Raw genomic sequence first — 22741 nt, forward strand, 5'->3', positions numbered from 1 at the left:
GCACGGCCGCTTGCCGTCGGCAAATCAACCGCGAGGCCGATGCCTGCGGGGAGCAATGCATGACCGAAACGTCGGCGATCCGCGGCGACCGCCGGGTCGGAGCGCGGAGCGCCCGGCTTCAGCGGAAGGCCGTCAGAACTTGAACAGGGCGCCGCCGAAGAACGCCTGGCTGGTCTCGTATTCGCCGTTGTTGTCGTCGTAGCTGTAGTTACGCCAGAGCAGCCATAGCGAGAGGTTTGCCGAATCGATGTTCTGGACAGCCGCCAACCCGACGGACTGGCTATCGGAAGCCTCGGCGGCAATGTCCTTGCCGAGATAGTAGTCGACCGAAAAAGCGGTGGAGCCGATGTCGAAGAAATCGCGCTCGTAGCCGAGTTTCGTATAACCGTAGTAGCCCGAAGGCCCGTCCGTGTCCTCCTGGCCGGCGGCCAGCGTCAGGCTGATCCCGGAAGCCTTGTGCAGTCCCGAAACCGATCCGGCGAGGAAGTTGGTGTCGTTGGTCTCATTGCGCGAGAGGCTGATCGCGCCGCCCAGCACGAAATCGTCGAAATCGCCATCGTAGGTTGCTGCGATGTCATACTGGGCGTCCGCGTCGTCGGCGACCCAGTCGACGCCGTAGGACGCGCGCAGTCCGAAGCCGTTGTACTTCGGCGTATCATACCGCACCCGGAACTTGCGCCCCAATCCGTCGAAGTCCGAGAAGGCATCGCCAACCTGGATGTCCGACAGATCGTCGTCTTCGAAACGGAAGAAATAGCCCCCGGCGGTGTCCGGAATGCTGGCATAGGCGACGACGGTGGTTCCCGACTTGTCGACTTCGGCGGTGCCGTCGCTGGCCATGCTGCCCTGCCCGAGCCACAGCTTGCCGAAGCGTTCATTCGCCATGGTGATCTCGGCCTTGCGGATGTTTTTCTGCCCGAAGTCCCAGTCCGGCGTGTGGTTGACCTGGCTCACGTCGTTCGACGCCAGCGGCTGATACTCAACCTCGAAGGTGGATCCGAAGTTCCAGTCACCTCTGGTTGAGGACATCTGCAGACCCGCGCGGGTACTGGAATTGTCATTGTCGACGAAATTGGTGTCGGTTACCTGTCCGTCGTCATAGCTGAGCACGCCCATGTTTATCTGGCCGTACAATCTTATGACCGTCCCATCGCCGAACGTGTATTCGATCGGCTTCAATCCTTCGGCCGAGGCTGGGCCATGCACAGCCGCAATGCCAAGGAACACAACACCTGCGAGGGTGAACGATGGCACCTTGTGGTTCCTCATACCGTTTCAATCTCCGCTGCAGGACTTGATCGACTCAAGAAGGAACGCCCACCGCAATCACTATAATGGTTCCCCAAAGAGTTAAAAGAATGTTTGCGACGGGATATGCAGGGGTGTAGCCAAGCACGGCGACCGGGCTTTTCGACTGGCTCTGCACGGCGGCCATTGCCGCCGTCATCGTGAGCGCGCCTGCAACGCCGCCAAGCAGCAGCACGGGATTCATTTTCAGTACGTAGCGGCCGAAGAACAGCCCGACCAGCAGCGGCGTCAGCGTCACCACCGCGCCCCCCAGCAAGAGGCCGAGCCCGACTTCCCTGATCGCCGACACGAAGACCGGCCCGGCATGCAGCCCGGTCAGCGCGACGAACGCCGCCAAGCCGAGCGAGGTCATGAGCGCGATGGCGCCGTCGGGGATCCGCCCGAAAAGCGGGTGGCGGGTCCTGAGGTGGCCGACAACCAGACCGGCGATCAGGGCGCCGACGCTCGTTCCCAGCGAAACGACGACGCCGCCCAGCGGAAACCGTATGAGCGTGCCCACCAGACCGCCGATGAAGATTGCCAGGCCGAGCACGATGAAATCCGTCGCCGTCGACGGAGCGATCACCGGCCCGAGACGCGCTGCGGCGTTGTTGACGACGAATTCCGGCCCGACCAGGGTCAAGACATCGCCTCGTTCGAGCCGCAGTTCGGGGGCTAGCGGCACCTCGACGCCGCCGCGGCTGACGGAACGCAGATAGAGCCCTCGCACCCAGTCTTCTCCGGCGATCTCCTGGATCGTCCGGCCCGACGGCTGGGTGAAGAGGACGCTGACCACGAGGAAAGGGACGTCCAGCAATTCGCGATCATCCACCTCTTCGGCGTGAGCTCCTACCAGTTCGACGATGGCCTCGCGACGGCCGGTCACGGCAACGATGTCATTTGCCTCCAGCACAAGGTCGGGACGGGCGTCGATGAGTTCGCCGCCGCGCCTGATGCGCACGATGAAGAGGCGGCTCTGCGGCACGAGCCTCTCGACGTCCAGTACCGACTTGCCCACCACAACGCCGTCGTCGTCCACCTCATAGGCCCGGACTTCGAACTGACGATAGCCCGACACCGCGCCCGGCGTCTCGCGCTCGATACCGAGTTGCTGTTCGAGCTTCTTCGCCTCCGCCACGAGGTCGACCCGCAACAGCTTGGGACCGGCGACGCTGCAAAACCAGATCGCTCCGACCGCACCGAACAGGTAGCAGACCGCATCCGCTACGGCCACGTGCGCAACGAGGCGGGCGCGATCGACGTCCGCCAAAGGGAGAGCCCCTATGGCCTCCGTCGCCGTACCCATGGCGGCGCTTTGCGTCAGGGAGCCGGACAGCAGACCCGCAGCGAACCCGGCGTCGAGGCCGAGAACCATCGCCACGGCATAAGCGGCGCCCAGTCCTGCGCCCGTACAGACGAGCGAAAGCAGCACCGCATTCAGTCCGTCCTTTCGCATCGTCTGCAGGAACTGAGGACCGACGGAGTATCCGATCCCGAACAGGAAGAGCAGGAACAGGAACGACTTCGTCATCGGCGAATCGGGCACATATGCGAACTGCCCGATGAGAATCCCGGCGAAGAGCGACCCCGTCACCGGGCCGAACGAAAAGGTCCCGAACTTGAAACTTCCGAAGTAGTAGCCGAGAGCAATCGCGAGGTAGAGCGCGAGCTCGGGATACCGGACCAGGAACTGCTCGAGCCAGGATAGCATGGGGCCGCGCTACTTCCCCCCTCGCTTGGAAGCCTCGTACACGTCCCGATAGCCGCGGGCGATGGCGCGCACGCCCCTGCCGATGTTCTCGTATGCCTCGTCGGGCAGATTGGCCAGCGAGACGCGCATCGACCACTCGGGTGCGTCAAATCCACCCCCGTTCAGGAGAACTATGCCGTGCCCCTCGGCGAGCCGGAAGGCAAGGTCGAGCGGATGCACGTTCTTCTTCAGATACGCGACGGCATCGTCCCCGATATTCTTGCGCGCCCAGAACTCGAAATCGATCAGGCCATAGTAGGCGTCGTAGTTTGGATTGGGCGACAGTTCCAGTCCCAGCGCTTCGATCAAGGACCTGAAGCGCTTGTGCACGATCTCTATGCAGGCCTTCTGGTAGGCCTTTTCCTCGTCCAGGAGTTCGCAAAGCGAAAACATCGTCATCATGACCTGCTGCGGCAGTGACAAGCCGGCAGTGTGGTTGAGGCCGACGTCACGGCTGTCGGCGACAAGGCGATCGATGAATTTGAGCTTTTGCGGTTCGAGCGAAATCGGCGCGTAGCGCTTGTTCAACGGCTTTGCGCGATCGGCCGGCAGTTTGGCAATCATCTCGTCGAAGATGTTGTCCTCGTGGATGCCGATCACACCGAGGCGCCAGCCGGTGCAGCCAAAATACTTGGAGAAGGAGTAGACGCCTATCGTGTTCCTGGGGAGTTCGCCGAGCAGGGAGCGGAAACCGTTGACGAAAGTCCCGTAGACGTCGTCGGTCAGGAGCATCAGGTCGGGGCGCTTCGTCTTCACGAGGTTGACGATCTTCGCGAGCGTTTCCCGATCCATTCCCATGCCCGTGGGGTTGCCGGGGTTGACGATGAAGAACGCCTTCACCTTGGGGTCTTCGAGCTTCTTGATCTCCTCGTCCGAGTATTGGAACCTGTTCTCCTGGGGCGCGCTCACCTCGACATATTTGAGGTTGTAATCCTCGAGATGCGTGATCTCGAGATAAGGCGTGAAGATCGGCGTGCCGAGCGCAATGGTGTCTCCGGGGAGAAGCAGCCGATTGGCCTTGAGCGACTTGAAGATGTAGCACATCGCCGCCGTGCCGCCCTCGACCGCGAAGAGGTCGAACTTGCCGGCCGGGCGCGGTTCGCCGCACATGGCCCACATCAGGTATTCGTGCACGACCTGCTCGTTATGGACGAGCATGCGGTCCGGCACCGGATAGTTGTCGCCGATGATCGAATCGACCAGTTCATGAACGAAGGCGTCGGGCTTGAACGAGAACTTCTTGACCGCAAACTTAACCATCTCCGACAGCATGGCGGCGCCGGGCATGTCGTCGTGCTTGTCCAGCCATTTCTCCAGTCGCCGGGCGATGCCGTCCGCCTGCGGCATCCCTCCGATGCCGGGCGCCTTGTCCATCACGCGCTTGCTCTCGGTGATGGCGAACTGGCCAAGCAGAAAGAACGCCTCTCGCGGCTTTGTGGCGATCCAATTTGGGTTGCCTCGCCCCGCGTTCAGGAAGGCCATTTGAGCGGTCTTTGAGGCCTCCTTGGCCAAAGTGATCAGCTCGTCCTTGATCTCGAATGGGCTGAGCGCCTCGAATTTGCGAAGGGTCAAAAGGTCAGCCATGGCATGTTCCTTCCGTTTGAAAGCAGGCGAAGATCTGCTGCTAGGTGCGCAAGGGGACGCGCTAGGTGAGCAGGATGACCAGAACCATGCCCCAGATCGTCAGCAGCGTATTTCCGACGGCATAGGTCACCGTGTAGCCCAGCCCCGGGATCTGGCTCTTCGCACGATCAGTGACCATGCCAAGCGAAGCCGTTGTCGTGCGGGCTCCGGAGACCGCCCCGAGTACGATGGCGTCGTCGAACCGGAACAGGTATTTGCCGATGTACATCGCCGCGATCAGAGGGAGCGTGGTGGCGAAAATGCCCCAGAGAAACAGGCCGAAGCCGAGTTGCTGAAGTCCTGCGATGAACTTCGGACCCGACGAAAGCCCGACAATGGCGATGAACACGTTGAGACCGACGGAGTTCATGAACCATACGGTGGGCGACGGGATTCGCCCAAACCTTGGATGGACCGACCGGAGCCATCCGAAGAAGAGGCCGGAGATGAGGGCGCCGCCCGACGTGGACAGGGTGAGCGGGACACCGCCCACATTGTAGACGAGCGCACCCACCAGGGCGCCGATCGCAATGGCCGCTCCGATGAACATCACGTCGGCGACATCGGTCACCTTGTCCGCATAGCCGAGCACCTTGGTAGCCTGGCTCACATCCTGGGTGCGCCCCACGAGCGTGAGGATGTCGCCGCGATGAATCTCTGTGGCGGGCAGGATCGGAATATCGGTCGCTGTCGCGCCCCGCGTGATCTTCCGCAAGAACACGCCGCGCGCCCAGGGCGACTGCGCCAGCTCGGTCAGGCTTCGTCCGTCGACCTCCTTGTTGGTCACGTAGACGTCGAGGCCCTCGATGGGCACCGCAAGCAGCTCGCGGTCGTCGACCTCCTCCCCCTCCACGCCGATCAGGTCGACCAGGACGTCGCGCCGGCCGACAACGGCCACGATGTCGCCTTCCTGGATGACAGTGTCCGAGGTTGCATCAGCAATCTTGTCGCCACGACGGAAACGCTCGATGTAGATCCGGTGCTCCGGCACCATGCGCTCGATCTCAGCCGCCGTCTTGCCGACGACCCGCCCGTTCTTTCTCACACGGTATGCACGCAGTTCGAACTGGTGCCATGCCGTCCCCGGACCGCCCGTCGCCTTTTTTCCGCCATGCGCCTCTTCATACCGCTTGCATGCAGCCTCCAGGTCGATGCCGAGCAGAGCGGGGCCGATCAAGGCAATGATCACGGCTGACCCGACCGTGCCGAAGATGTAGGTGACGGCGTAGGCGACGGGCATTCCGTCAAGCAGGGTCTTCGTCTCCTCAGGGGGCAGGCCAAGACGGTTGATGGCGTCGGTCGCCAAACCCATCGATGCGGAGATCGTTTGGGAGCCGGCGTAGAGCCCTGCCGCAGAGCCAACGTCGTAGCCCGCCAGTATTACCGCAAGAAACGCGCCAAGCAGGCAGAGCACGCACACTACAGCGGCGAACACCGCCTGCGGAACGCCATCCTTGGCGATGCCGCGGACGAACTGGGGCCCGACGGAATAGCCGATGGCGAACAGGAACATCAGGAAGAAGAACGGCTTGAGGGGCCCGGTGACCTCGATGCCGAGCTGGCCGATGATGACCGCGGCGATCAGTGTCGCCGTTACCGCCCCAAGGCCGAGGCCCTTGTAGGTAAAGGAGCCGAAATAGTATCCAAGCGCCAGCGAGAGAAAGATGGCGATTTCCGGATACTGACGAAGGGTATTTGCAAACCATTCAAACATGATCCACCCTCTTCCACGACTACGGCGCGTTCATCTCCGGGACCTGGTCGAGTTCCAACGACCCCGCTGGTCGCAGATGGCCGTTCCCCACGCCTATTTGCGCGCCTTGCCCGCAACCACTTTTGGATTTATGAGCTTCAGCCCTTTCGTCCGCTCGTAGCCGTGGATCTCCTTGACATCGAGCTTGCGCATGAAGTCGATCGTCTCGCTGGTGATCACCTGGCCGGGAACCATGATGGGAAAGCCCGGCGGATACGGGATGACGAAGTTGGCGGAAACCATCTCAGGCCCGTCCCGCAGTCGCTTGTCGCATTCCTCGGAATTCAGGGGCACATACTCGCAGGCGGCCGGGTCGTAGCCGCCATAGAAGGCCGAGCGCATGTCGCCTTCGGGGGTGAGCTTCCCCGCGTCGCCCCTGAAAATCTGGTGGAAGTGACTAAAATTCGGCAGGTCGGGCACGTCCTTCATGAGCGATTTGACGCGCGCGTCGAACGCGTCGCGCCCGACCTGGCCGCCCTGGGCAAACCGCGCCTCAATGCCGTGCGAGATCTCAAGAAGCACCCGGATCAGATGTGCGATGTCGCTGCGTGTGTTGTTGATGTTGGACTGCAGCAGGACCGAGTTGCGCGACGTCTTGTTGAGCTGGATGTCGTAGGTGTTGGCGAGCAGCGCCTTGAACTCGGTGCCATCAAAACCGGCAGTTCCACAGACCAGCGTGATGCGGGTGGGATCGAGACAGAACTCGTCCTCGCGCATGCTGCGCACCTGGTCCACCCAGGTCACCCCGGGCTCGAGGAAGTCGACGAAACCACTGTTGCGGAACTCGGCCGGGATCATTCCTTCGGCGCCGAGCACCTTGAAGTACTTTGAGATCAGCGGATGCGAGTTCACCTCATGGCGAATGGCGAGCGCGATCGCGATCGCATTGGCCACAAGGCCATATCCTTCCAGTTCCATCTGCCGCCGCGCAATGTCCAGGCTCGCGATGAGCTGCTGGTTCGGGCTGGTGGAGGCGTGCGTGAATACGGCTTCCCGGAACTGCGACTCGACGGTGAAATAGTCGACGTCCTTGACCAGGACCATGGACCCTTGGCGCAGCGCCGACATGGACTTGTGGGTGGAGTTGGTCTGGTAGACGCGCAGGCGGATCTGCCTCGGGTCGGGGATCAGGCGCGTTGCGAGCAGGGTTTCCCTTGATGGAGACTTTCCAAGCTCGGCCTGCTGGCGCTCGTAGGCTTCGAGCGATTTCGGATCACGCATCCAGCTCTCGATATCGGCCGCAGCTCCCATCGCCGTCCGCGCGCGGAGGAACGGAGAGAAGCGGGCAAAGCCGAACCAAGCCTCGTCCCATAGGAAGATCAGGTCGGGCTTGATGGCCAGGCATTCGTCCATGACACGGCGGGTGTTGTAGATGTGCCCGTCGAAGGTGCAGTTGGTCAGGTCGACCATCTTGACGCGGTCGAGACGGCCCTCGTCCTTCAAATCGAACAGCGCCTTCTTGATGCTTGCCAGCGGGACCGCGCCGTACATCGAGTACTCGGTCATCGGGAACGCCTCGACATAGAGAGGCTGTCCGCCGGCCAGTACGAGCCCATAGTGGTGCGACTTGTGGCAGTTGCGATCGAGGATGACGATGTCGCCGGGTGCCACCAGCGCCTGGTGAACCATCTTGTTCGAGGTGCTGGTCCCGTTGGTCACAAAGAAGACACGGTCGGCGCCGAAGGCACGGGCGGCCATCTCCTGCGCCTGCTTGATGTTTCCGGTCGGCTCCAAAAGGCTGTCGAGACCTCCCGTCGTGGCGCTGCTCTCTGCCAGCAGCAGATTCAGGCCGTAGAACTCGCCCATGTCGCGTATCCAGTCGGATTTCAGCACCGACTTTCCGCGTGCGATCGGCAGGGCGTGAAAGGTGCTGATGGGGCGCATCGCGTATTTCTTCAGGTTGTCGAAGAAAGGCGTGCGGAACCGCGCGGCGATCCCTTCCATAACGGTCAGGTGAAGCTCCAGGAGCTCTTCAACCGAATAAAGAACGCGGCGCACGGCGGCAGCGCGTTCGTCGCCCGCAACCGCCTCGACCCGCCGATCCGACAGAAGGTAGATGTCGAGCTCGGGCCGGATCCGCTTCAGCGCGTTTGCAAGCGCCAGCGGCCGATCCCGTTCCGGCACTTCGGAGGCGCCGAAGCCGGTGGCGTCGAGGAATCTTCTCAGCATCGGCGCATCGTGCCGGGACCTCTGGGCGAAGCCTTCGTAGATGGTCACTGCCGCGATCGCCGGGTTGATGATGGCGGCGCTGATTGCATCTTCGAAGGAGGCGACCTGCACGGCTTCGTAGATGAATGCGTCTTCGGGCCGTCGCAGCCGTCGCATTTCGTCGATCAGCGTCGCGTTGCGCATCGCCGCTTCCGGCGTCACCAGAAGCATTTCGAAGTAAGGTCGCCGGCCATCATTGGTTTCGAAGGTGGCGACGAGCCCTTGATCGAGCTCGGCAGCAGCCTCGTCGCTCCGCCAGTCGGCCGCATCATGTTTGTATTGCCGGGTGACAACCGATCGCGACAGCCGCCGAGCGAGTTCCGCGAAGGATTCCGCCGCGTCGGCATGGAGCCGCTCGCGCAGCTTCGATGTCAGCCTCCTGCCTGGGAAAGCATGAAACTCCTCGATCGCGCCGAGGGAATCCAGGGTCGCCTCGACCGAGGAACGGTCGGCCGTGCCGGCGGCCCAGTCGTTGGCGATGGCGGTGAGCTCGCGCCATTTGTCGGCGCGCGCCGCGGGCATGGAAAAGAAGTGGTCGATTCGCTCCCGTTCATCCGATGCATCGCGGGTCTTGGCCATGACGCTCTCTCCCGGCTGATTTCGATCAGCGCGCTGCGCGTTGCTTGCTTCCTTCGATCGCTTCGGAGCCAAAATCGTACCCCGTCCTGGATTTGCTTGCGTGTGCCGCCAACTTTTCCGCGGAATGGTGGGAGGCGGAGCAAACCGGATCAAGGATCAGAGGGTAACTTACGGTAGCGTCGTTTGCCCCGCTGCCCGCGTGCATAGTCATTGTCGCAGCCTCAGCCCCGCGAGGCGGCCGCCGAAAGACCGGCATCGGCCAACGCTTCTTCTATGTGGGCGCCAAGGTCGGGATGGACGTTGCCTCCACCCACGTCGGCCAACACGTCGTGACCGTAATGTGGGTCGATGGCGAGAACCGATCTGACCGCAGCCGCGGCTTCTTCTCGCCGCCCCAGCCGCAACAGCGAGATGGCTTGCAGGGCATGGCCGTGCGTGACGTCCAGCGCATGAATGTCCCGCGCGGCGGCGAGGGCCTGCTCGAAGCGACCGCCGATGAAGTGATAGAGGCAAAGCCCGACGTGATGACCCGTCACATGTCCGGCTTCCATCGCCGATGCGCTCTCGAGGAGCGGCAGGGCGCGCTCCCACTCGGCCAGCAGCGACCAATAGAGCCCAAGCTCGGCTATCACCTCGACAGCGTTGGTGTTCAGCGCGAGAGCCGTCTCGGACGCCTTCAGGCTCGCCCCCACGTCCTGCTGGAACCAGCAGGCCATGCCGAGGGCGTGGTACCCGCTGCTCGAATCCGGCGCGATCTCGATCGCCTTTTGCGCAAGCGCCACCGCCTGTCCCAGCAGCATGGCCGGAGAATCTCCGACAGCGAACCCGAAGCGATGGCCATCCGTATGGAGCTGCGAGAGGCGGGCAAAGGCTTCCGCGCAATCCGGATCGATCAGGACGGCACGTTCGAGACCCTCGCGAGCCGGCCGATAGAGATCGCGACGGTAGGCGCGGCGGTATTGATGGAAGAGGAGCATACATTCGGACACGCCCGGCGCACGGTCATCCTGTCCGGCGGACCTGCGTGCCTTGTGATTGAAGATGACGCCGAAGGGCTCCGCCACGGTGCGCGCGATCGCGTTCGCCACCTCGTCGCGGACGCCCAGAGTGCCTTGGGGGGGAAGGTCCCGTTGAAAGCGCTGCCCCCAAAGGACGCGTCCCGTCGTTGCCTCATGCAGCACCGCCTTGACATGGAGCTTGTCGGCCAGCACGGCCTTGCTGCCGGAGAGCACGAAGTCGGCAGTGCGCTCGATATGCATCAATTCCTCGTCGTGCGCCGAGGCGCGCCCATGGGACCTCGATCCGTAGACGCGGAGATGCGGATAGCGACTAAGCCCGATCATGAGCTCGCGCGTGAGACCCTGCTCGTAGCTCAGGAATATGGACTGGTCGCCTTCGAGCTCGAACGGTTTGACCAGAATGGACGACACGTAGCCGCTGTGGCTCTCTGCGTCGAAACCGCTCTGCGGCGCTGCATGCTCCGGTTCGTCACAGAATTCGGGTACATACCCGCCCTTGGGCATGGTGATCCGAACCGCGCCGTGCTTGCCTTCAGTCAGATAGAAGCGCTCCAGCGAGCGGCGCAGTCGTCTCGCCTCCATGCGGACGACGGGATCCTGCTGGGGGTCGAAGTGGACGTCGCGACCGAACACTGTCGTCGCGATGGTGTAGGCTTTGATGCGATGCGCGTTTCCCGCCAGCGTTTCCTCGACCACATATTCGAGGAAACGCCGATTGCGTTCCGATGCATCGAACTGGACCGAGCCGACGATCCGCCGGACCTCCGCACGAACGTCTTCCGCGGAATTGGCTTCGAAAACTGTCGCTTCGGTCTGGGCAAACGCCTGTGAGGCATCTTGAGGCGCAGTCACGAGCCGCAGCTCGGCACTGGACGTCATCCTGACCCTCCACAGCGTAGCCGGCCACCGGCAGCGCCCGCCGTTGACTTTTACAAGAACAGGCGCGAGCTTAACCTTGAGCGATGGGTTCTCCTATTGTCCGTGCGTGCGTTGTCCGCGGGGACAATGTACGGAAGGACAGGTAACAGCGTCCGGAGGCTCGCATAAAAGGAACAGCGCACCAGCAAATGGCCGGTGTACGTTCTCACACGCGCATTCAGAGACCGAATGCGCGGTATGGTTGCTTTGCAGCAGCCACCCGCAAACTGTCAGGCAGAAGTCGGAGGCGCGTTCCCCGCTCCATGTTCCTCGGCTGGGTCGTCCTCCTTTGCCTGATGTCCTTGGTCCCGGAGGCGTCGGCGGCTGATCCACGGACGAGATCGATCCTGGTTCTCGAGCAGTCGGATGTGAGGGGCCCCTTCTATGCCGCGATCTTCAACGGCTTGCGCTCGAAGGTGAACGATCCCGCCTCTGCGCCGGTCACACTCTATGCCGAGAACCTGGACCTCAGCCGTTTCGGCGGAGAGGATTACGAGCAAAGCCTGCAGCGGCACCTCGTCACAAAGTATCGCGACAAGCCGATCGGGGCCGTGGTCGCCGTCGGGGCTGCCGCACTCGAGTACGCCCTGCGCTGGCGTTCGGATCTGTGGCCGGACGTTCCGGTGGTGTTTGCGTTCGTCGATGAAGCGACGATCGCCGGCCTGTCGCTTCCTCACAACGTCACGGGCAGGATGACGAGATTGCGGCTGCGCGACATGGTGGAGGCCGGGCGCGCTGTCGTGCCTTCCCTCAGGCATGTCGCGCTCCTCGGCGACCACCTTGAGGATCAGCCCGTCTTTAGGCACTTCGCAGACGAGATTCCGGCGATCGAAGAGGAACTGGACGTCATGGATCTCACCGGCATGCCGATGCCGGAGCAGCGGCGGCGCGTCAGCGCACTATCGAGCGACACCGCCATCCTCTACACAGCGGGCTATTCCGACGGGGCCGGAACGTATTTTCCACCCACCGATGCGCTCGCCCTGATCGCCGAGGCGGCCAACAGACCGATCGTGGCGCCCCTCGAAAGCTACATTGGTCGCGGGGCGGTCGGGGGCTATGTCGCGTTTCCAGCGCTCATTGGAACGGAAGCCGCGGAACTCGCACTTGAGATTCTCGACGGCAGGGATGTCGCCAGCATCCCCATCGCCGTAGGGGATTCTATGAAGCCGGTCTTCGATTGGCGTCAGCTCAAGCGATGGGGCGTGGACGAGCGCCGCCTTCCCGCGGGCAGCGAGATCCGCAACCGCGTCCTGCCCATCTGGCGGCAATATCCCCAGGAGGTGGCCAGCATCGCGCTGGTTCTGCTCTTGCAGAGCGGCCTCATCGCGGCCTTGCTCTATGAGCACAAGCAGCGGCGAAAGGCAGAGGTCGAAGCGCGCGCGAGATTGAGCGAACTGGCGCATGTGAACCGACAGGCCACGGCCAGCGAGCTTTCCGCATCCATTGCGCACGAGCTCAACCAGCCGCTCGGCGCGGTGCTCGCCAATGCCGAAACCGCCGAACTGCTGCTAGGCTCCCCGCAGCCGGACGTCGAAGAGATCAAGGAAATCCTGGGCGACGTCAGGCGCAACACCCAGCGGGCGAGCGACGTCATTTCCAGGCTGCGCCGCCTGCTGAAGAAGGCACAGGTCGAGCCGCACGATGTCGACGTGAATCAGGTGGTCGATGAGGTCTTCAAGTTCGTCTCCGCTCAAGCGTCGGCGAGCGATGTCGATCTCACCCAGCGTCTAGAACCGCGACCTCTCGGCATCCGGGGGGACACGATCCAGTTGCAGCAGGTGGTTCTGAACCTCGTCATCAACGGCATCGAAGCGATCGGCGATGCCCGGGGAGGGTCGCGGCGGATGGTCGTCGGCAGCACAGCCCGGCTCAGCGATGCCTTGGTCGAGATTGCCGTCTCGGACTCCGGTCCCGGCATAGCCGCCGACAAGCTGGGCAATGTCTTCGATCCGTTCTACACCACCAAGACCCATGGGATGGGGATGGGACTGTCGATAGCCCGCACCATCATCGAGGCGCATGGCGGCTCCATCCACGCCGAAAACCAGTGCGGCGGAGGCAGCATCTTCCGGGTCCGACTGCCGCTGACTCAGTCGCCGGCCGAGGAAGTTCAATGAGCTACACGATCCACATTGTCGACGATGACGAAGCGTTTCGTACTGCCATCGGCCGTCTGCTGCGGGCGCACGGCTACAATACCGCCGAGTATCAGTCTGCAGACAGTTTCCTTGAGCAGGCTCGCCACGGCATGGAAGCGGGCTGCATCGTACTGGACGTCCGACTGCCGGGGCTGAGCGGACCCGACCTGCAAACCCGTCTGAGTGCGGCAGGCGACCCCTTTCCGATCGTCTTCCTGACCGGACACGGCGACGTTCCCACCACGGTCCGCGCAATCAAGGCCGGCGCCGAGGATGTCCTGACAAAACCTGTTCCCGGGCCCGTCCTGCTCGACAGCATCGCCCGCGCCTTTCGAAGATACGATTCGGAACAGACCCAGCGGGAATGGCTCAAGAGCGCGCGGTCCCTGCTCGACACCCTTACCGTGCGCGAGCGGGAGGTGTTCGAGCATGTCGTTCGAGGCAGATTGAACAAGCAGACCGCGCAATCGCTTGGCATCACTGAGCGGACGATCAAGGCGCACCGCCAGCGCATCTTCGACAAACTCGGCGCCAGGTCGGTCGCCGATCTCGTCTCGATGGCGGAGCGTCTCGGCCTGCTGGTCGATGCTCCTCCGGCTGGCGCAGCCTCAGTTGCCGGCGACGCATGGCCAGCCGGCAAGCCGCCGCTCCCAGCCGTCGACCGGGGCTAAGCTGTCGGCAGGTTGCCGGCCACTCTGGCCTGTCCGTCAGGACAATAGCCAAAGAGCGCCGCCCGGCTATCTAGTTTCCAGCCATAGCGCGTTGTCGCCTCAAGCCGACATGCGCTCACGGGTCGGACAACCGGATCGCCATGCTGACTGGCAAGCTCGTACATGTGGTCGACGACGACAGCGGCTTCCTGAAGGCGCTCGAGCGGCTGCTCAAGGCGCATGGGCTGCAGGTCAGAACCTTTGCCTCCGCCGAAAAATTCGAGTCGGAGGCAGATCCCTCCGAGGCGGCGTGCCTCATCGTGGACATCCAGCTGGGCGGCATGACGGGGATCGACCTGCTGCGCCGGCTGTCCGACGCCGGCATACAGGTTCCGGTCGTCCTGGTGACGGCCAACGACAGTGAAACGATGCGCAGGCCGCTGCCGCCGCAGGCTGCAGCGCGTATCTCGAGAAGCCGTTCGCGGCGAAAGCACTGATGGACGCAGTCAGCGCAGCTGTAGCTCGGAGTGGAGGACAGGCGCTCTGAAGGGGACTCCGGTGGCCCCTGCCCCGTCGCCCGGCCAGCGCGCGGCCCGGCGCCGACCGAAGGTCGTCAGCGCTCAGTCCGGCATCCCCCGCCGACGGGATCCCGCTACAGTAACTTACTTGCGTTCGACCAGCGGGGAGGCCCACCATGAAACGGATTGACCAGAGTGGTCGAGGGACTATGGTCCTATGGCGGATGCGAAAAATCGGTCGATGCCCCTGAGCGCCGCTTTGGCTCGGTTCGTGGATGTTGCCGACCTCATCAAGTCCCGACTGCATACAGATGAGGTGCTGCGCGACCTGTGCGAGGACTATAGGCTGGCGCGAGAGACGCTCACCCGGCTGAGGAAGGAAAAGCCGAAGAATTCAAGCCGGATCGCCGAGTACGCGTCTCTCGTTGCGGAGACCGAGGATGAGATCATCCGGCATCTACTGGACACAGAGGGGCGGAAGAGTGGATGATCGACCGCTGCGAAGTGCCCGACACGGCTAATAGACGGGCGACAGGCGACGCGCAGGTCGCCGACCCCGGGGAGGCCGGCGCGTCGAAAAACGCGGTCCGGAAGGGATGAGCGGTGATGACGAACGTCGTGATGCATCCAGCAGCCCCTGAGCACCTGCCCGTGTTCATAACGGCGCCGGGACAATCGGACGTGTTCATGATCGGATGCGTCATTTTCCTTGTCCTCGCGGTTGTGGGACTGGGAAGCCTCTACTTCAAGCTGCACGCGCTGCCCGAACATCTCGCGCATGGCAACGCCAGCAAACTGCAGTTCGAAGTCGTGTCCGTGCTGGCGCTCTTGGGTCTGTTCACTCACAACAACACCTTTTGGATCGCGGCTTTGCTCCTCGCGTTCGTTCCGATCCCCGACCTCCATGCGCCGCTCGTGACAATGGCCGAGTCGCTGGCCAAGATGGCCGGACGGCTTGGATCATCCTCGCGGACCGACGCGCCGGCCTCCGGGGCGCAGGAGGAGATCGCATGGGGAACGCCGCCCGCCGAAACGCCTCCACCAGGTCCGATTGGGACCGGCGGCAGCCACCTGAACGACGCAACCCCTCAGGCGACTGTCAACAGCGGACACGCGCCAAGCGGGAGCGCTGCCGGCAAACAGCCTCGTCCGGAGCACAAGGAGAGTTGAGCATGATTGAGCTGCTTCTCTGCTCTGTCGTAACCATCCTCCCCGATTTCCTCTATCGACGCTTCGTACAGGGAAAGAGGATCGGCCACGAGATCACGCTGTTTACGGTGTGGTATGAGCTGCGATACGGGATAACGACGTGTCTCGCCCTCACGATCATGCTCTTCACGCTGATCCTCTACTACCATCCGTCGACGTCGAACGCCGTTTCGTACTACCGGACTGTGCCAGTCCTTCCCGAGGGGTCCGGCCGCGTGGAAGAGGTCTTCGTGAACCTCAGGGACAAGGTCAAGGCCGGCCAACCCATCTTCAGGCTCGACAGCTCGGAGCAAGAGGCGGCGCTGGAAACATCACGTCGACGCCTCGCGGAGGTTGACGCATCGGTCGCCCTTGCCAAGTCCCAACTGCTGGTTTCCGACGCCCAGATCGGCGAGGCCCAGAGCGCATATCAGCAGGCGGTGGACGAACTCGCCACGAAGACCGAACTGATGGAGCGGAACTCTCCCTCCGTCACGCGCCGCGAGATCGAAAGGCTGCAGAACCTCGTCAACGGGAGGCAAGCCAGCCTGTCTGCGTCCGTTGCCAGCAAGCAAACGATCGAGACCGAAATCTCTTCGGTCCTTCCATCGCAGAAAGCCAGCGCCGAAGCCCAGCTCAAGCAGGCACAGGTCGAACTCGACAAGATGATCGTGCGGGCCGGCATCGACGGCACGCTGGAGCAGTTCACGCTCCGCAGAGGCGACGTCGTCAACCCGTTGATGCGGCCGGCGGGTGTCCTTGTCCCCGCGGAGGCTGGACGATGGGGCCTGCTGGCCGGCTTCAACCAGCTGGAAGCCCAGGTGATGGCGGTCGGCATGGTTGCCGAGGTCACCTGCGTTTCCAAGCCGATGACAATCATTCCTATGGTCGTTACAAACGTGCAGTCACTGATCGCGGCAGGCCAGGTCCGCGCGTCCGACCAGTTGATTGACGCTCAGCAGACAGTCGGCCAGGGAACGATCACCGTCTATCTCGAACCGCTCTTCGAGGGCGGGTTCGAAGGCGTCATGCCCGGCAGCAGTTGCATTGCCAACGCCTATACAAACAACCACGAGATACTCGCAACGCAGGATCTGGGCACGCTGACGCGGGTGTATCTCCACGTCATCGATACGGTCGGGCTCGTCCACGCCCTCGTTCTCAGAATCCAGGCATTGCTGCTCCCAATCAAAACACTGGTTTTCTCGGGAGGCCACTGACGGGCTTACTCGGCCGGTAGATCGGCGCGGGTAGTGCCGGCCATCGAGCATGACGGACAAGGAGCAGGCAGTGCCGCCATCAGCTTCAGCCCCGCGCATGGCGCGCCGCTTGCGGCGGAGCGCGCTGTGCCGAGCCTTCATTGCCGCCTTCATATCCGTGGCGGTCGCCGGTTGCGTCGGAGGTACCGACATCCGGGATGCAGTTCCGCAACTCCTCGTCGACAACGCGCAGGTCGTCGGCTACGGGCCGATCCGCATATGGGGAGATGATCGCGGCGGGGTTACCGAACAGGAAGTCATAGCGGTCCGGAAGCAACGCACCGCGGCGGCCCGGACCGATCCCTCGATTAATCTCAAGTCGGTCAACGCTCTGACCATCTCCGGCGGCGGCAGCTCCGGCGCGTTCGGCGCCGGCATCCTGTCGGGCTGGACCGCCCATGGCGACAGGCCGAAGTTCGACATCGTGACCGGCATCAGCACCGGCGCGCTGATCGCGCCTTTCGCCTTTCTGGGACCGGAATATGACGGACAGCTGACCGAAGCCTTCACGACCGTCGACGGCAAGGACATCTACGAGCGCAACAACCTGTTCACCGCACTCCGGACAGGTTCGTTCACGAGCAACATGCCGCTGCGGCGGATGATCGAGAAGTACATGACCCCCGAGGTGATCGACCGAATCGCCCGTGAACATACAAAGGGGCGGCGTCTGCTGATCGGCACGACGAACCTCGACGCCGAGCGGCCGGTGATCTGGAACATGGGGGCGATCGCGGCCAGCAATGTCCCGGGGCGAGACAAGCTGTTCCATGACGTCGTGCTGGCATCGGCCGCAATTCCCGGCGTGTTTCCACCAGTCGACATCAAGGTCGTGGCGGACGGACGGACATACGACGAGATGCATGTCGATGGCGGCACCAGCAACCAGGTCTTTCTGATGCCAGCCAGCCTGTCCCTCAAGAGCATCGACCGGAAGCTTGGGGTCTCCGGGATGAAGCGGCGCCTCTACGTTATCCGCAACGGTCGTACCTCGCCGGAATTCAGCGTCGTCAAGCACCGGCTCCTGCCGATCGCCGGCAAGTCCATCTCGTCGCTCCTGAAAACCCAGGGCGTTGGCGACATCTACCGGCTCTACACCATGTCGAGGCGAGACGGTGTCGACTTCAACTTCATCGCCATGCCCACCTCCTTCACCGAAGCCGAAGAAACGCCTTTCGATCCGAAGTACATGAACGCCCTCTACCAGACCGGATACGCTATGGCGCGAAACGGCATGCCCTGGGAAAAACTGCCTCCAGGCTATGAGGATTGACCGATTGCGTCGGTCTGCGCGGACGGTGCGCAGCGAGCGATCAGGCAGATATCCGACCGTCGCCGATCATCATTCCCCGGCGCGCAACTGCGGGTCTGCGCCTGGTGCTTCACCTGCGACTTCAGCCCGAAGGGCCGGTGTTTTCACACCCGTGGGGCCGCCGACGACGAGTTCCTGATCCCGGCCGTCGACCGCGGCACTATGCGTCGTGTTCTCAGCGCTTCCCTCGGCGATCCAGGCGTTGAGCAGGGTGTAGGTCACGGCCAGCACGGTCGGACCGATAAAGATGCCCAGGAACCCGAACGCGATCAGCCCGCCGATGACCCCTGCAAAAATGAGCAGCAGTGGCAGATCCGCTCCCCTCCGTATCAGTATCGGGCGTATGACCTGGTCGATCGTCCCCGCAACCAGCGTGAAGACAAGCAGCACGGTTCCCCATACGATGTCACCTGTGTAGTAGAGCCAGATGACAGCCGGAACCATGACGAGAGCGGGTCCGAGCTGGATGAGGCAGAGCACGAACATCAGCGCCGTCAGCAGTCCGGCGAAAGGCAGGCCTACCGCCGCCAGCCCCACTCCGCCGATGATGCTCTGCGCAAATGCGGTGACGACGACGCCGAGCGCCACGCTGCGGATCGCCTGCCCAGCCAGGTATACGGCCCTTTCACCACGGTCGCGCGCAAGCCGCCGCCCAAAGAGAACCAGATAGGCCCCTGCCCGTTCACCGCCGGCATACATGACTGCGGCGATCACCGTCGTAAGCAGAAACTGCACCAGCATCCCGCCCAAGCTGCCGGCAGCAGACGCGAGCCATTGCGTCAACGATCCGACGTATGGCGAGAGCTTGGGCGTCAGTTGCTCCACATTGGCAGCGGTCAGCTTGCCCCAAGCGTTGACGATGGGAGCGCCGACCAGAGGAAGGTTTGCGACCCAATCCGGCAACGGCGGCACCCGCATGGACAGCACAGTCCGCAACAGATCGCCGAACAGATCGATATTAGTGACCACTGTGCTGATCGCCAGCCAGACCGGGACGATGAGTACCAGGAGGATGGTGAGCGTCATCACCACGACGGCTACCCAACGGCGACCGCCGGCACGCCGCTCCACCCACAGCATCAGCGGCCAGGTGGCCAGGACCAGCGTCGTCGCCCACAGGATGGCTGGCAGAAGCGGCTGCATTATCCAGAAGCTTGCGACCAGGAGGCCACCGATGAACAACACGGTGAGGGTAATCCGGCCGATATCCTGATGATTGTTCGTCATTGGCTAGAACCTCCCGCCGCGACGAGCGGCGCGCAACACAATCAGCTGAAACGACTGGTGCGCCTCGGCGCGGCCTCGCTTCTGGCGACCATATTCCCCGCCGACAGACGACGGCAACGGCACGGAAACCATGGCCTCGACCAAGAGCGCACTTGCATTGCGCGACGTCCGGCGCCCCGCGCATCGTCGCATTCGGAACGCAACCCGCCTCCCCCGCCCCGACACCGGCGCAAGCCCGCATTCCTCAACCGCGCGGCCAGCGCTCCCCGGAATTTCCAAATACGCACCGGCACCGTAGACATCGCATTGGCGCTGGCAATTGTACTCAGGGCCATCGGGGTCGGCTCGCGTGACGAGGGCGACGCGACTGACACCCACATGCACCGCATCAAACAAAAAAGCCGCCCCGGAAGGCGGCTTTCTCGTAGTCTGGATTCGATCCGCTCAGTTGAGCTTGGATTTGAGTTCCTGGACTGAGGAAGAAAAGAGCGAAGCGCTCGCCTTCGCGTCGACGGTGCCTTCCAGCACCTTCCGGGCGGCCTCGACCGCAATGTCGACAGCGGTCGCGCGCACCTCGTTGACCGCGTCGCGCTCAGCCTGGCCGATCTTCTGTTCGGCCATCGCCGTACGACGGGCGACATATTCTTCCGTCTTCTTGTGCGCCTCCTCGACGAGGCTTGCGGCCTCACGCTTGGCGGCGTCGACGATATCGACGGCCTCTTTCTCGGCCTCTTTGCGCTTGCGCTGGTACTCGGCCAGAAGCTGCTGGGCTTCCTCGCGGAGGCGGCGTGCCTCCTCGAGTTCGTTGGCGATCCTGCCGGCGCGGTCGTCGAGCGACTTGCCGACGGTCCCCGGCACCTTCATGTAGATGACGAGGGCCAGGAAGATGACGAGGGCGACTGTGGCCCAGAATGTGGCGTCCATGATCGCTAACCCCGTGCTGTCTTGACCGCGGCCGCGACAGCAGCCTTGTCGGCCTTGCCGCCGACCAGCTGCTGGACGATGGCTGCAGCCGTCTCCTCGGCTATCGAACCAACCTCGCTCATCGCCGCAGCCTTGATCGAAGCGATGCGCGCCTCGGATTCAGCAAGCTTGGCGTCGAGGCCCTTCTCGATTTCCTTGCGCTGCGCCTCGGCTTCCGCCTTGGCGCCGTCGCGGGCCTCCTGACCGATCGCATTGGCCTTGAGCTTCGCCTCGGCGAGTTCCTGCTCATAAGCAGCGACGGCAGCATCCGCCTCGGATTTCATCCGCGCAGCTTGGTCGAGATCCTGGGCGATGCGATCGCGCCGCAGCTCCAGGATGCCCCCCAGACGCGGGAGAACGACCTTCTTCAGGAACAGGTAGAACAGGCCGAAGGTGATCGCCAGCCAGAGCAGCTGCGAGGGGAAATACTGAGGCTCGAAGGGCGGAAACGAGCCGCCTTCCGGCTGTTCGGTGTGCGCACCCGCTTCCGTACCTTGGGCCTGCGATGCAGGATTGCCGGTCGCGGCTCCCTGCGTCTCTCCGCCCGCCGGCGCGGTTGCCTGCGCATACCCGGGTGTCACAAACATGGTCTTCCCCTGTCCATTTCAACCGGCCGCGGATGCGGACGGCGCGTAACGCAGATCGCCGCTTCTTAGGTAAAGAGCAGCAGCAGCGCGACGAGAAGGGAGAAGATGCCCAGAGCTTCGGTAACGGCGAAGCCGAAAATCAGGCGGCCGAATTGGCCGTCAGCTGCCGACGGGTTGCGCAGAGCGCCCGCCAGGTAGTTACCGAAGATGTGGCCGAGACCGATGCCTGCGCCGCCCATGCCGAGCGTGGCGATACCCGCGCCGATTGCCTTTGCTGCTTCAACTTCCATGTCGAACTCCTTGTCGATCCTAGAACTCTGTAATGCTTTGGCGAAACCGCCGGTGATACGTGCTGCAGCCTGGCTCAGTGGCTGGGGTGCAGAGCGTCGTTGAGATACATGCAGGTGAGAACCGCGAAGACGTAGGCCTGGAGGAACGCCACCAGGAACTCGAGCGCGGTGATCGCCACAGTCATGATCAGCGGAAGAATGGCGCCAAAGATGCCGACCGCGCCAAGCGCGCTCAGCGACGTGACGAAGCCAGCAAAGACCTTCAGCGTGATGTGACCCGCCAGCATGTTTGCGAAGAGACGGACGGAGAGGCTGATCGGGCGCGAGAGGAACGAAATCACCTCGATCAGGACGACCAGCGGCACCAGGATACCCGGCACGCCCTGCGGCACGAAGAGCTTCAGGAAGCCTAGGCCGTGTTTCATGAAGCCGTAGACAACAACCGTGCCGATGACCAACATCGCCAACGCGAAGGTGACGATGATGTGGCTCGTGACGGTGAAGAAATAGGGGAACAGGCCGAGCAGGTTCGCAGTAAGGACGAACATGAACAGCGAGAAGACGAACGGAAAGAACCTCATGCCATGCGAGCCTGCAGCGTCGCGCAGCATGTTCGCCACGAACTCGTAGGACATCTCCGAGATCGACTGCATGCGGCTCGGCACGAGACCGCGGCTCGACGTGGTCAAATAGAGGAAGGCACCGGCGACAGCGACCGACGCAACCATGAAAGCAGCGGAGTTGGTGAAGGAAAAATCCATCCCGCCGATTTCGATCGGAATCAATTTCGAGATATGAAACTGATGGATCGGATCTGTCGCCACCTCGAACCCCTCACTTCGGCGCCTTCCGGCGCAAATTTCAAGCCTTGGGCGGCAATCCGCCCTTACCTGCCGCTGCCTTCGCGTCCGCTTCGGCGACCATTCCGGCCGACCGCAGGACATTCAGCACACCGGCGCCAAATCCCAGAAACAGAAAGACGATCAACCCCCAGGGCGAAGTCCCCGCCCAATAGTCGATCACCCAACCGAGCCCCGCTCCGACAAGAATGCCGGCGATGAACTCGCTCGACAGTTTCATCGCGTTTCCAAATCCGGCCATTCCGCCCGATTTGGGTTTGTCCGTCTCGCCCTCGGCGGCCGGCCGCTTCTCTGCCAGAATCGCGTCGAGCTGGCGGCGGCGGCGCTCGAGGTCGCCGTCACGGTCAGAAGATTGCGGCTTCCTTTCGGGTTCGGTGCTGCCGGTCTGATTTGGCCGTTCACTATTGGCCACCGCAACCTCCTTACCCGGTCAGAAACGTCGCCGTCTGCCCGCTTCTAAGTCGCGCGCAACATAGTTAGGGGTTTTCCGGCAGTCAAGCCACAGGGGGAGTATTCCGCAGAGGGGATTAGCGCTGAAAAATCAGCGGGTTACCCTAGTGCGACATCATGCGCGTCCGGTTTGGCGACGCCAGGGCATGCGAATCCCGA

19 protein-coding genes are annotated in these 22741 nt (G+C 62.9%); 7 read left to right on the plus strand and 12 right to left on the minus strand.

The genetic code is table 11. The features are described 5' to 3' along the window. Positions 1-132 precede the first annotated feature (132 nt). The 6 genes from PD284_RS19770 to PD284_RS19795 form a co-directional block, all read right to left on the minus strand. Entirely contained in the window at positions 133-1254 is a 1122-nt protein-coding gene (locus tag PD284_RS19770) for a porin family protein (protein ID WP_274629847.1), read from the minus strand. A gap of 49 nt (positions 1255-1303) precedes the next feature. After that, positions 1304-2998, minus strand: a complete 1695-nt coding sequence (gene aspT / locus PD284_RS19775; RefSeq protein WP_274629848.1) for an aspartate-alanine antiporter — start codon at positions 2996-2998, stop codon at positions 1304-1306. Positions 2999-3007: 9 nt separating this feature from the next. Continuing rightward, positions 3008-4621 carry a bifunctional aspartate transaminase/aspartate 4-decarboxylase gene (locus PD284_RS19780; protein ID WP_274629849.1) on the minus strand — a complete coding sequence of 538 codons (1614 nt, stop codon included), beginning with the start codon at positions 4619-4621 and terminating at the stop codon, positions 3008-3010. A 61-nt stretch (positions 4622-4682) separates the two neighbouring features. Then, complete coding sequence (gene aspT / locus PD284_RS19785; protein WP_274629850.1) at positions 4683-6374, minus strand: aspartate-alanine antiporter; 1692 nt, start codon at positions 6372-6374, stop codon at positions 4683-4685. Positions 6375-6467: 93 nt separating this feature from the next. Continuing rightward, positions 6468-9200: a decarboxylase gene (locus PD284_RS19790; RefSeq protein WP_274629851.1), complete on the minus strand. Its 2733-nt coding sequence runs from the start codon at positions 9198-9200 to the stop codon at positions 6468-6470. A 221-nt stretch (positions 9201-9421) separates the two neighbouring features. Then, complete coding sequence (locus PD284_RS19795; protein WP_274629852.1) at positions 9422-11098, minus strand: tetratricopeptide repeat protein; 1677 nt, start codon at positions 11096-11098, stop codon at positions 9422-9424. Between the two features lie 302 nt (positions 11099-11400). On the opposite strand from PD284_RS19795, the gene PD284_RS19800 reads away from it, so the two are divergent. The 7 genes from PD284_RS19800 to PD284_RS19830 all read left to right on the plus strand — a co-directional run bounded on the left by PD284_RS19800 (position 11401) and on the right by PD284_RS19830 (position 18166). Continuing rightward, a complete protein-coding gene (locus tag PD284_RS19800) occupies positions 11401-13257 on the plus strand; it encodes a sensor histidine kinase (protein WP_274629853.1) in 1857 nt (618 codons plus the stop codon). Beyond that, positions 13254-13949 carry a response regulator transcription factor gene (locus PD284_RS19805; protein ID WP_274629854.1) on the plus strand — a complete coding sequence of 232 codons (696 nt, stop codon included), beginning with the start codon at positions 13254-13256 and terminating at the stop codon, positions 13947-13949. Before PD284_RS19800 ends, PD284_RS19805 begins: the two co-directional genes overlap by 4 nt. A gap of 140 nt (positions 13950-14089) precedes the next feature. Continuing rightward, a complete protein-coding gene (locus PD284_RS19810; protein ID WP_274629855.1) occupies positions 14090-14425 on the plus strand; it encodes a response regulator transcription factor in 336 nt (111 codons plus the stop codon). Between the two features lie 262 nt (positions 14426-14687). Next, positions 14688-14936, plus strand: a complete 249-nt coding sequence (locus PD284_RS19815) for a hypothetical protein (protein WP_274629856.1) — start codon at positions 14688-14690, stop codon at positions 14934-14936. A gap of 116 nt (positions 14937-15052) precedes the next feature. Next, positions 15053-15616, plus strand: coding sequence for a hypothetical protein (locus PD284_RS19820; RefSeq protein WP_274629857.1), 564 nt, complete (start codon positions 15053-15055; stop codon positions 15614-15616). Between the two features lie 2 nt (positions 15617-15618). After that, entirely contained in the window at positions 15619-16854 is a 1236-nt protein-coding gene (locus PD284_RS19825; protein ID WP_274629858.1) for an HlyD family secretion protein, read from the plus strand. 49 nt (positions 16855-16903) lie between these two features. Next, positions 16904-18166 (plus strand): patatin-like phospholipase family protein, encoded by a 1263-nt coding sequence (locus PD284_RS19830; protein WP_274629859.1) that lies wholly within the window; start codon positions 16904-16906, stop codon positions 18164-18166. Positions 18167-18235: 69 nt separating this feature from the next. Here the strand turns inward: PD284_RS19830 and ydiK are convergent, their stop codons facing one another. The 6 genes from ydiK to PD284_RS19860 all read right to left on the minus strand — a co-directional run bounded on the left by ydiK (position 18236) and on the right by PD284_RS19860 (position 22544). Further along, positions 18236-19432, minus strand: coding sequence for an AI-2E family transporter YdiK (ydiK, locus tag PD284_RS19835; RefSeq protein WP_274629860.1), 1197 nt, complete (start codon positions 19430-19432; stop codon positions 18236-18238). 444 nt (positions 19433-19876) lie between these two features. Beyond that, positions 19877-20356: a F0F1 ATP synthase subunit B gene (locus PD284_RS19840; protein WP_274629861.1), complete on the minus strand. Its 480-nt coding sequence runs from the start codon at positions 20354-20356 to the stop codon at positions 19877-19879. A 5-nt stretch (positions 20357-20361) separates the two neighbouring features. Continuing rightward, the gene (locus PD284_RS19845) at positions 20362-20982 is read right to left on the minus strand and encodes a F0F1 ATP synthase subunit B (RefSeq protein ID WP_274629862.1); all 621 of its coding nucleotides are present in this window, start codon (positions 20980-20982) and stop codon (positions 20362-20364) included. Positions 20983-21047: 65 nt separating this feature from the next. Then, on the minus strand, positions 21048-21272 hold the full coding sequence (locus tag PD284_RS19850) for a F0F1 ATP synthase subunit C (RefSeq protein ID WP_274629863.1): 225 nt from the start codon (positions 21270-21272) through the stop codon (positions 21048-21050). A 74-nt stretch (positions 21273-21346) separates the two neighbouring features. Further along, positions 21347-22096 (minus strand): F0F1 ATP synthase subunit A, encoded by a 750-nt coding sequence (locus PD284_RS19855; protein ID WP_274629864.1) that lies wholly within the window; start codon positions 22094-22096, stop codon positions 21347-21349. Positions 22097-22133: 37 nt separating this feature from the next. Beyond that, positions 22134-22544: an AtpZ/AtpI family protein gene (locus tag PD284_RS19860; protein WP_274629865.1), complete on the minus strand. Its 411-nt coding sequence runs from the start codon at positions 22542-22544 to the stop codon at positions 22134-22136. Positions 22545-22741 lie beyond the last annotated feature (197 nt).

Origin of the sequence: Mesorhizobium shangrilense (assembly GCF_028826155.1) — a bacterium.
GTDB classification, from domain to species: Bacteria; Pseudomonadota; Alphaproteobacteria; order Rhizobiales; family Rhizobiaceae; genus Arvimicrobium; species Arvimicrobium flavum.